We start from the raw sequence: 6,866 nt of genomic DNA on the forward strand, positions 1-6,866 counted from the left end.
GAAGCACCGCCGCGATCGCCAGGCCACGACGATCGCCGCTGGCGTGCTGGCCCACCACACCCCGACCGACAACGCCGTGGAAGCGTTGCGCGGCCTGCGCACCAGCCTGCATTTCGCCATGCTGGAAGCCACCAACAACCGGCTGATGGTCACCGGCCCCAGCCCCTCTATCGGCAAGAGCTTCATCTCCATCAACCTGGGGGCGGTATGTGCCCAGGCCGGCCAGCGTGTGCTGGTGGTGGACGCCGACATGCGCAAGGGCCATGTGCACCACGCCTTCGGCGAGCGGGCCGAAGGGGGGCTCTCCGAGCTGCTCTCCGGCCAGACCCCGCACGACAGCATCCTGCGCCACAGCAAGGTCCCCGGGCTGGACTACGTCTCGCGCGGCAAGGCCCCGCCCAACCCCTCCGAGCTGCTGATGCATGCGCGCTTCACCGCCTTTCTCGAACAGGTGAGCCAGGCCTACGACCTGGTGATCATCGACACCCCGCCGGTGCTCGCCGTGACCGACGCCGCCCTGGTCGGCAAGCAGTGCGGCACCAGCCTGATGGTCGCCCGCTTCCAGCAGAACCCGGTGAAGGAACTGCAGATCGCCAACCGCCGCCTGGAAACCGCCGGTGTCAACCTCAAGGGCGTCATCCTCAACGCCATGGAACGCAAGGCCGCCACCTACTACGGTTACGGTTACTACAGCTACTCGTACAAGTAGGCGAAAGGGGTCTCCTTGACCCCTTGACCCCTTGATCCCTTGACTCCTTGACCCTACCCCATGCCCGTCGACCTGCAAGCGCTCTCCCCCAAGCTGATCCACCTGATGCTGGATACCGTCTTCGTGGTCGAGGGCAACAACCGGATCATCTTCGTGAGCAATGCCTGCGAGGCACTGCTGGGTTACCGCCCGGACGAGCTGGTCGGCACCATGATCACCGACTACATGCATCCGGAGGACCTGGCGGCCACGCAGGCCTCCATTCACCGGGTCATGTCGGGTGAGCCCCACCTCGACTTCCGCAACCGGTATATCCGCAAGGATGGCGGTGTCGTCCATATCCTGTGGTCGGCACAATGGTATGAGGAGGAGGGGGTACGGGTCGGCGTCGCGCGCAACGTGACGGCCCTCAGGCAGGCCGAAGCGGAGTTACGCTTCCTTGCCCATCATGATCCGCTGACGGAACTGCCCAACCGCTCGCTGTTCCATGACCGACTGGATTCGGCGCTGCGTGCGGCCCACCGTCACCGGAGCGGCCTTGCCCTGCTGTTTCTCGATGTCAACGACTTCAAGACCATCAATGATGACCATGGACATGCGGTGGGCGATCGCGTGCTCTGTGCGATTGCCCGGCGCCTGGAAGGGTGCGTGCGCGAGACGGATACCCTGGCCCGCATGGGCGGCGATGAATTCATCGTGCTGTTGACGGAGATCCACTCGGCAGAGGCCGTGTCCCGCAAGGTCGCGCAGATTCACGTGGCCATGGCCGAACCGCCGGGCCCTGAATTCAGCGGCATCACCATGCCGTCCTGCAGTATCGGCGTGGCCTGCTATCCCGCGGACGGCGAGGACGCCGATACCCTGTTGAGCCTGGCGGACGGCGATATGTACCGCATGAAACGCCGCCGTTCGGCGTCACGTCACTGATAGCCCCGGCGGCAGGCACCCAGCCACCCCTCGCGGGTCAGACCCCGGCAGCGAGCACGCACCCACTACGCGCACGCCCACCGCCCGGCCAACACAGCGGGGTCTGACCCAAGAGACCCCTTCAGCCAAGAGACCCTCCAGGCTGGCAGAGTCAGCCCGCAGCCCGCGGCTCGCCGCCCGCACCCCTGTAAGACATTGCCGACAATCCGGCCACAAGCGGCCTGTTCGCCTAGTGACCATTTACTTCGCGTGCTAGGCTTCCTTGCGATTGAACAGGGCGCTTTGTCAATATTGCGGTTCTCATCAAGGTGATAGCAAAGCGCCTCGGCACAGCGACCAGGAAGGTGGCCCAGCCGCGTGAAGCAGTTCGCCTGCCCGGCGGCAGGCGGCCCAACGGCCTCAGGGATGCGCCAATGACACCCTGGGGCGGTAGCGTGCCCGAACGCCGCGTGATCAGCGCCACCGGTCCGGTGAGCCGATACCGCGAGTTGAGCGCCACGCCTCGGGCGAGGCGAGATGACGCCCAGGGAGACCCCGCATGGAACGCCTGGCATCCTATCCCCACATCAGCCACCTCGGCGGCGCCGAGGGCGTCACCGGCAGCTGCCACCGCCTGCAGCTGGCCGAGGACCGCGCCCTGCTGGTCGATTGCGGCCTCTTCCAGGGCCAGGACGGAGACCCCGCGCTCAGCGCCCTCGAGCAGCATCGCGTGGATTTCCCGGTCGATGACGTGCTGGCACTGGTGGTCACCCATGTGCATATCGACCACATCGGGCGCTTGCCCTACCTGCTGGCGGCGGGCTACTCGGGGCCGATCCTCTGTTCGGTGCCCTCGGCCCGCCTGCTGCCGCTGGTGATCGAGGACGCGCTGAAGATCGGCTTCACCCGCGACCGCGCCCTGATCGAGCGCTTCCTCGAGGAAGTGGAAGGGCGCCTGGTGCCGCTGGACTACGGCCAGTGGCACCCCCTGGTCGATGATGCCCGCCACCGGGTGCGCGTGCGCCTGCAGCGCGCCGGGCATATCCTCGGCTCGGCCTACGTTGAGGTAGAAAGTCAGGAAGTGGATCACCAGGATCACCAGAGTGGCCAGGCACAGCGCACCGTATTTAGCGGTGACCTGGGCGCACCGCACGCGCCGCTGCTGCCGGCGCCCGAGTCACCGGAGCGCGCCGATGTGCTGGTACTGGAAAGCACCTACGGCGACCGCGAACACGAGGACCGCACCACCCGCCAGGCGCGGCTCAAGGCGGCCATCGACCGGGCGCTGGCCAACGGTGGCACGGTGATCGTGCCGGCCTTCAGCATCGGCCGCACCCAGGAGCTGCTCTACGAACTCGAGGACCTGATCATTGAGGCCCACGACGACCACTGGCGCGAGCTCGAGATCATCGTCGACTCCCCGCTCGCCGCGCGCTTTACCGCGGTCTACCGTGAGCTCAAGCCGTGGTGGGACGCCGAGGCCCGGGGCAGGACAGGGGAAGGCCGCCACCCGCTGGCCTTCGACAACCTCTATACCGTGGACAGCCACGCGGAACATGAGCAGACCGTCGACTACCTGGCCACGCACCACCGCCCCGCGGTGGTGATCGCCGCCAGCGGCATGTGCGCCGGCGGCCGGGTGGTCAACTACCTCAAGCGCATGCTCGGCGACGAGCGCCACGACGTGCTGTTCATCGGCTACCAGGGGGCCGGCACCCCGGGGCGCGACATCCAGCGCTACGGCCCCCGCGGCGGCTGGGTGGCACTCGACGGCGAGCGCATCAACATCCGCGCCCGCATCGACACCATCGGCGGCTACTCCGCCCACGCCGATCAGGCCGACCTGTTGCGCTTCATCCAGAAGATGGCCGAACCGCCCGGCGAGGTCCGCCTCGTCCACGGCGACCCGGACGCCAAGCAGGCCCTCAAGACCGAGATCGAACGCTGGGCCTGCGATGCCGGCCACCCCCGGCACGTCACCCTCTAGGCAGTCGTCTGCCTCGCGGGTCAGACCCCAGCGGAGAGCACACCGCCGGTATGGGCAACACAACGGGCATAGCAACATGGCAGGGGTCTGACCCAAGAGATCCCCCGAGGCCGAACCCGCCTCCCGGGTCTACCCAAAGCCTGGCACCCAGCCAGCCCTCGCGGGTCAGACCCCGGCGGCGAGCACATTACCGGTATGGGCAATACAACGGGCATAGCAACATGGCCGGGGTCTGACCCAAGAGCTGCACCCAGCCCCCGCGGGCCTGACCCAAGAGAGCCACAGTAGCCCGCGCGTCAGACCCAAGAGGTTCAGGAGGAAGGATCCGCCATGGCCCGTCGCACCAGTCACGACCAGAATTTCAAGAACCTGATCCTCGACTACCCTCGCGAGGCGGTGGCCTTCTTTGCCGCAGACGAGGCAGCGGATATCGATGCCGGTGTAACCATCACCCCGCTGCGTCAGGAGCAGCTCAAGGAGCGTCTCGGCGAGCGCTTTCGTGAGTTGGACGTACCCCTCCTGGTGGAATGGCCTGACGGCCGTCGCGAGGCACTGCTGTTCGTACTCGAGGAGGAGACAAACCCGCAGCGCTTCTCCATCCATCGCCTGGCCCACTACTGCCTGGACTTGGCCGAGATGCTGGCCACCCAGCGAGTGGTGCCGGTGGTGATTTTCTTGCATGAAAGCCCGGCGATCCCCCGCCAGCTGGCACTGGGCAGCGAACAGCACCGCTACTTGGCCTTCGACTACCTGGCTTGCGTGCTGGCGGCGACTCCCGCCGAGCGGTACCTTGATAGCAACAACCTGGTCGCTCGCCTGAACCTGCCCAATATGCAGTGGGCACCGGAACATAAGGTCGAGATCTACGCCGAGGCAATCAAGGGACTGCTAACGCTTGAACCGAATATCGAGAAGCAGATCAAATACCTGGATTTCGTCGATATTTACACGGGATTGAGTGATGCCGAGCGTCAGCTGTATGAATCCCGATACCCGCAGGAGAGCACCGCCATGACCGGACTGGCCGAACGTTTACGTACCGAAGGTATGCAGCAAGGCATGCAGCAAGGCATGCAGCAGGGCATGCAGCAGGGCATGCAGCAGGGCATGCAGCAGGGCATGCAGCAGGGCGAGCAGACCCTCATTCGCAAGCAACTGGTGCGTCGTTTTGGTCCACTCGATGAGAAGACGGAGCAGCGGCTGCAGCAAGCGACCACTGACGAACTGGAACAGTGGGCCGAGAACCTGCTGGACGCCCAGTCGCTGCCCGACGTCTTCGGGGAAGGCTAAGAGCACACTCAACCCTGCAGATCGTTGCTCAAAAGCGCGGCACTCAGCCAACCCTCGCGGGTCAGGCCCCGGCGAGTGGAGCCTGTCCCCTGCGGCAAGTACGGACCAGATCGCGCCGGGTCAGACACCGGCCAGGGATGGCCGGGGTCTGACCCAAGCGGGCCACCGTCCTCAAACGAGCCATTCCTTGATCCCTTGTCCCTTGCTCCTGATGTGCAGGTCTGACCCAAGAGATCCCCCGAGGCCGAACCTATCTCCCGGGTCTACCCAAAGCGCGGCACCCAGCCAGCCCTCGCGGGTCAGACCCCGGCGGAGAGCACACCGCCGGTATGGGCAATACAACAGGCATAACAACACGGCAGGGGTCTGACCCAAGAGCTGCACCCAGCCCCGCCTCCCGGGTCTACCCAAAGCGAGGCACCCAGCCAGCCCTCGCGGGTCAGTCTCCCGGCGGTGGGTGCTATACCGTCAACAGGCACCACCACAGCCCGATTACGAATTTAGTCCTTGCGGGGTCCATTGGGATGCCCTTGATGAAGACATTTCCATCGAGGGGTTATTGGCCGGTCGTGGCGACATGACCCACCGGCGTCAGGATGTCGCCTGAACTGGGTATCACCTTCGCAAGCGCGCGAAACGTCCCTTGCCCCGAAACACTCAACCCTGAGACTCTGGCCGCTGGGCAGGCCCTCGACCCGCTGAGTTCGCAATGCAGGGTGAAGTGGCTAGGCGTATACAGAATGCCTAAGGCATCACAAAAAGGAGCTAAGCCTATGAAACGCAAGGCCCCTCATTACAGCCTGCTGGTCGACTCAACCGATCAGGACATGGCCGAGGTTCTGCACACGGTCTCCCGCAAGGTGGGGCGTTCCATGGCGAAGGCGCAGGAAGTCCATCAACAGCGGCTGAAAAAAATTCACTCATCGAAGGCCGCCGAGCAAGTCACACAACATGCCTGACGCTCGCAGCCCGGTCTTGGCGGTCATCGCCGAGTCCAATGGTCCAGAGGGTGGGGACCACTGCAAAGTAAGCGAGGAAGCCTGCGATGAGGCTTAACGACAAAGAAATTCAAGTGATAAAATCCTCTGTAGAATCTGTCTTTGGCTCTGAGGCTCAGGTCTCACTGTTTGGGTCACGAACCGATGATGCCGCCAGAGGTGGCGATATCGATCTGCTCGTGAAAGTCGATAGTTTCGTTGAGCACCCTGCATGGGATGTCGCCAAGCTGCAGGCGAAAATTATCAAACAGCTGGGTGAAAGGAAAATCGATGTACTTCTGGATGCGCCCAATATGTCAAAATCGGCCATCCATCAGGTCGCTCGAGACCAAGGGATTGCTCTGTGAAAACCCCATCCGAGATGCGAGAACGGCTCAAATTTCTGAGACGCGTTGTGGATAAGGAAATTAAGCATCTGGACTACGCCGCCAGCCAGGTTTTTGGCAGCCCGTTAACCTATGAAGCCGTTGAGAAGTTGGACACAACGCCTGAGCTCGCTATGCGAGTGGAAGCGTTCACCAGCCGCTTTTGCCGATTGCAAGACACGCTGGGCGACAAGCTGTTACCGACACTGCTCAAAGCCCTGGGAGAGCCCGACCGAGCCCTTCTCATCAACCTGGAAAAGGCTGAGAAATACGGCTGGCTGGAGTCCTCAGAGCAGTGGATAGCGATCAGGCAGATACGAAACCAGATGATTCATGAATACATTGAAAACTCTCAAACACTCTTTGATGCTCTAATAACTGCTTATAATAATATAGATACCTTAAAGCAGTTCGCGGATAGCCTGGAAAAACAGGCTGTAAAGTTGTTGGCGTAAGCATTGCGTCGGCACCCGGGTCTACCCAAAGCGCAGCACTCAGCCAGCCCTCGCGGGCCAGCCCCCGGCGAGTGGAGCCTGCCCCCTGCGGCAAGTACGGACCATCACCGCGCCGGGTCAGACACCGGCCAGGGATGGCCGGGGTCTGACCCAAGC

Annotated in this window: 8 protein-coding genes; all 8 read left to right on the plus strand. The window is 63.6% G+C overall.

What is annotated here, in order from left to right:
• Nucleotides 1–709: polysaccharide biosynthesis tyrosine autokinase (locus tag RI841_RS13015; RefSeq protein ID WP_310706037.1), on the plus strand; the 709-nt coding region annotated here is incomplete at its 5' end.
• Between the two features lie 60 nt (nt 710–769).
• Complete coding sequence (locus RI841_RS13020) at nt 770–1,636, plus strand: sensor domain-containing diguanylate cyclase (protein WP_310706039.1); 867 nt, start codon at nt 770–772, stop codon at nt 1,634–1,636.
• Nucleotides 1,637–2,174: 538 nt separating this feature from the next.
• On the plus strand, nt 2,175–3,602 hold the full coding sequence (locus RI841_RS13025) for an MBL fold metallo-hydrolase (protein WP_310706041.1): 1,428 nt from the start codon (nt 2,175–2,177) through the stop codon (nt 3,600–3,602).
• A 330-nt stretch (nt 3,603–3,932) separates the two neighbouring features.
• Nucleotides 3,933–4,892: a DUF4351 domain-containing protein gene (locus RI841_RS13030; RefSeq protein WP_310706043.1), complete on the plus strand. Its 960-nt coding sequence runs from the start codon at nt 3,933–3,935 to the stop codon at nt 4,890–4,892.
• Nucleotides 4,893–5,349: 457 nt separating this feature from the next.
• Nucleotides 5,350–5,499: a DUF2442 domain-containing protein gene (locus RI841_RS16525; protein ID WP_405000943.1), complete on the plus strand. Its 150-nt coding sequence runs from the start codon at nt 5,350–5,352 to the stop codon at nt 5,497–5,499.
• Between the two features lie 166 nt (nt 5,500–5,665).
• A complete protein-coding gene (locus RI841_RS13035; protein WP_310706045.1) occupies nt 5,666–5,851 on the plus strand; it encodes a hypothetical protein in 186 nt (61 codons plus the stop codon).
• Nucleotides 5,852–5,937: 86 nt separating this feature from the next.
• The gene (locus RI841_RS13040) at nt 5,938–6,237 is read left to right on the plus strand and encodes a nucleotidyltransferase domain-containing protein (RefSeq protein WP_310706047.1); all 300 of its coding nucleotides are present in this window, start codon (nt 5,938–5,940) and stop codon (nt 6,235–6,237) included.
• A 47-nt stretch (nt 6,238–6,284) separates the two neighbouring features.
• Nucleotides 6,285–6,710, plus strand: a complete 426-nt coding sequence (locus tag RI841_RS13045) for a hypothetical protein (protein ID WP_310706048.1) — start codon at nt 6,285–6,287, stop codon at nt 6,708–6,710.
• Nucleotides 6,711–6,866 lie beyond the last annotated feature (156 nt).

The organism is Halomonas sp., from assembly GCF_031581305.1.
In the GTDB taxonomy this organism is placed as follows: domain Bacteria; phylum Pseudomonadota; class Gammaproteobacteria; order Pseudomonadales; family Halomonadaceae; genus Halomonas.